4 protein-coding genes are annotated in these 3,187 nt (G+C 30.7%); 3 read left to right on the plus strand and 1 reads right to left on the minus strand.

The genetic code is table 11. From position 1 onward, the window contains the following. Nucleotides 1–11 precede the first annotated feature (11 nt). From HT687_RS12085 to HT687_RS10845, 3 genes are read left to right on the plus strand one after another with little or no spacing between them, the layout of a single operon-like run. A complete protein-coding gene (locus tag HT687_RS12085) occupies nt 12–1,289 on the plus strand; it encodes a restriction endonuclease subunit S (RefSeq protein WP_345890537.1) in 1,278 nt (425 codons plus the stop codon). A gap of 56 nt (nt 1,290–1,345) precedes the next feature. After that, complete coding sequence (psrA, locus tag HT687_RS10840; protein ID WP_023934726.1) at nt 1,346–2,143, plus strand: tyrosine-type DNA invertase PsrA; 798 nt, start codon at nt 1,346–1,348, stop codon at nt 2,141–2,143. Continuing rightward, a complete protein-coding gene (locus HT687_RS10845; protein WP_226373516.1) occupies nt 2,130–2,717 on the plus strand; it encodes a restriction endonuclease subunit S in 588 nt (195 codons plus the stop codon). Before psrA ends, HT687_RS10845 begins: the two co-directional genes overlap by 14 nt. Here HT687_RS10845 and HT687_RS10850 read toward each other — a convergent pair. Beyond that, the coding region (locus HT687_RS10850; RefSeq protein WP_240150227.1) for a restriction endonuclease subunit S at nt 2,677–3,187 on the minus strand (511 nt) is incomplete at its 5' end. The genes HT687_RS10845 and HT687_RS10850 overlap by 41 nt on opposite strands.

Raw genomic sequence — 3,187 nt, forward strand, 5'->3', positions numbered from 1 at the left:
ATTGGGAGTGGGTGAGGTTGGAAAATATAACTAGATTAATAAACGATGGAACACACTCAACACCACATTATACAGAAACGGGCATACCTTTTTTATCAGTAAGAGATATTAGTTCGGGAACTTTAGATTTTTCAAATACAAAATACATATCAGTTGAAGAGCATGCTATCTTATCAAAAAGAACAAAACCAGAAATGAACGATATATTACTCTCGAAAGTAGGAACAACTGGAATACCAGTAAAAGTTGATACAGATAAAGAGTTTAGCATTTTTGTTAGTCTGGCATTGTTGAAGTTCACATCTTCAATTGACGTAGATTTTATGGTTCATCTTATAAAATCTCCCGTAATTTTCAAACAATCTAAATTAGGAACCCGAGGTGTAGGAAATAAAAATTTAGTTTTACAAACAATAAAAAATTTTTTATTCCCCCTCCCACCACTATCCGAACAACAACGCATAGTAGAAGCAATCGAATCAGCTTTAGAAAAAGTAGATGAATATGCTGAAAGTTATAATAGACTAGAACAGCTAGATAAAGAATTTCCAGATAAACTAAAAAAATCTATTCTTCAATATGCTATGCAAGGAAAATTAGTTGAACAAGACCCAAATGATGAACCAGTCGAAGTTTTACTTGAAAAAATACGATCAGAAAAACAAAAACTCTTTGAAGAAGGTAAGATTAAAAAGAAAGATTTGGAGATTTCAATTGTTTCCCAAGGAGATGATAACTCTTATTATGAGGAAGTTCCTTATGAAATACCAAAAAGTTGGGAGTGGGTGAGGTTTTCTACATTGGTTGAAATTGTTAGAGGTGGTTCTCCACGACCAATCAAAGATTATCTTACTTCCGAAGTAGATGGAATAAATTGGATAAAAATAGGTGATACTGAAAAGGGTGAAAAGTATATAAATAATGTTAAAGAAAAAATCAAAAAATCAGGGCTTAACAAAACTAGATTTGTAAAAAAAGGTACATTTTTGTTAACTAATTCTATGAGTTTTGGTAGACCTTATATTTTGAATGTTGATGGTGCAATACACGATGGATGGTTGGCTATTTCGAACTATGAAAACTCATTAAATAGAGATTACCTATTCTATATTCTTTCATCAAATGTAGTTTATTCTCAATTTTTATCTCTAATTAGTGGAGCTGTTGTGAAAAACTTGAATAGTGATAAAGTTGCTTCTATTCTAATCCCCCTCCCACCCCTTCCTGAACAATCCAGAATCGTTGATAAAATCGAACAATTTTTCGCCCATATTGACGCACTAATTTAGTATAATAGTTTTACGTGCGGTGGAATTTCTATCAAACATAAGATAGGAGTTTTACGTTGAAAGAATTTGAATTACATTTGAAGAAAGCTGGTTTAGCTGAAAATACTGTGCGTTCGTACCTTTATGGTGTTCGATTTTTCTTGGAGAATTATGAACTCAAAATGGAAGATTTATTTGAATACAAGGGATATTTATTAGACAATTTTAAACCTAAAACTGTCAATTTGCGACTACAAGGAGTAAATAAATATCTGACTTTTATTGGTCATGATGATTTGAAATTAAAATTTGTAAAAGTACAGCAAAAACCGTTTTTAGAAGATGTCATTAGCCATGCTGATTACCTTTTTCTTAAACGTAGTTTGAAAAAAGATGGTATTTTAAAATGGCATTTTGTCGTTTGGTTTTTAGGTGCAACTGGGGCTCGTGTAAGTGAGCTTATTAAACTAAAAGTAGAGCATGTAGAAATCGGTTATTTTGACATTTACTCAAAAGGTGGTAAAATTCGTAGACTGTACATTCCTAAAAAATTAAGAAATAGTTGTCTTAGTTGGTTAGAATCAGAAAATCGCCGAAGTGGTTATTTATTTTTGAATAAATTTAATGAACCAATTACAGCAAGAGGAGTTGCTCAACAGTTAAAAAATTATGCTGATAAATACAAAATGAATCCTAAAGTAATTTACCCTCATTCTTTTAGACATTTATTTGCTAAGAATTTTTTATCGAAGTATAATGATATTGCCTTGCTTGCAGATTTGATGGGACACGAAAGTATAGAAACTACTCGAATTTATCTAAGGAAAACAGCTACCGAACAACAAAATATTGTAGATAAAATTGTTAATTGGTAAAAAAATAACAGGTGGTCAAATTGACTATCTGCTATTTTTTTGTGATTATGGCTCTTATTATGGGAAGATACCTATGAATTGGGTACAGACAACATTAAATTATATAGGAATAATTAGTACTGGTAACACGCCATCTAAAAATAGCCCTGAAAACTACGGTGGCGAAATACCATTCTATAAACCTGCTGATTTATTACAAGGAGAACTATACAATGCAACTGAATATTTATCGGTTCTAGGAAATACAAAATCCAGAAAAATAAAAGCAGGTTCTATTTTAATAAATGGTATTGGAAATATTGGAATTGCTGGGATTGTTCGTGTTGATGGAGCGTTCAATCAACAAATGCATGGCATAGAAGTATTTAATTTTGTCAACTCAAAATTTTTACTTTTAGCTATACAGTCTGATTTTATGCAAAAACAATTCAAGAACAATACATCATCTACCACTATTCCTATATTAAACAAAACTAGATTTTCTCAAACTATAATTAATTTTCCAGGTATACGTACACAAAAATTAATAATTACTAAAGCTGAGAAACTTTTTGAAAAAGTAAGTCAATTTTAGCGACAATTCTCTTTTGTTCTAAAACTGAAGGGATACCTATTATTTTAGATTTTAGATACGAATAATGTCGAGCATAGCCCCTGTTCCTAACAAATAATAGCGTATAGTCTAAGTGGTATTTTAAAAATTTTGCAGATAAGCAAATTGGAGACAGAATTTTTACTCCGTCTGCACCAACAACAAAAGGGAAGTCTATAATCTTAAGATTTCTTGTATGGTCACCAAATATTACAACGTCTGTTTTATAGTCTAGAATCTTAGAAAAATTATTAGAAAATCCTTCAACTAATATTTTAGATTGACTAACTACTGGGATCTTGCCCTCTTTTACAATTTCAGACTGTTTTATTTGATAAGGTTTAGCTGAAATAGTTGTTACAATTTTTTCTAAAGGAGCTAGCAACCAAGTTGATCTTCTTGGAAAATCTATTTCAATTTTAATGTTATTCAGATAATAAGAGTTATCATCT

The sequence above is a fragment of the Streptococcus sp. 1449 genome (assembly GCF_013276805.1).
Taxonomy (GTDB): Bacteria; Bacillota; Bacilli; order Lactobacillales; family Streptococcaceae; genus Streptococcus; species Streptococcus pseudopneumoniae.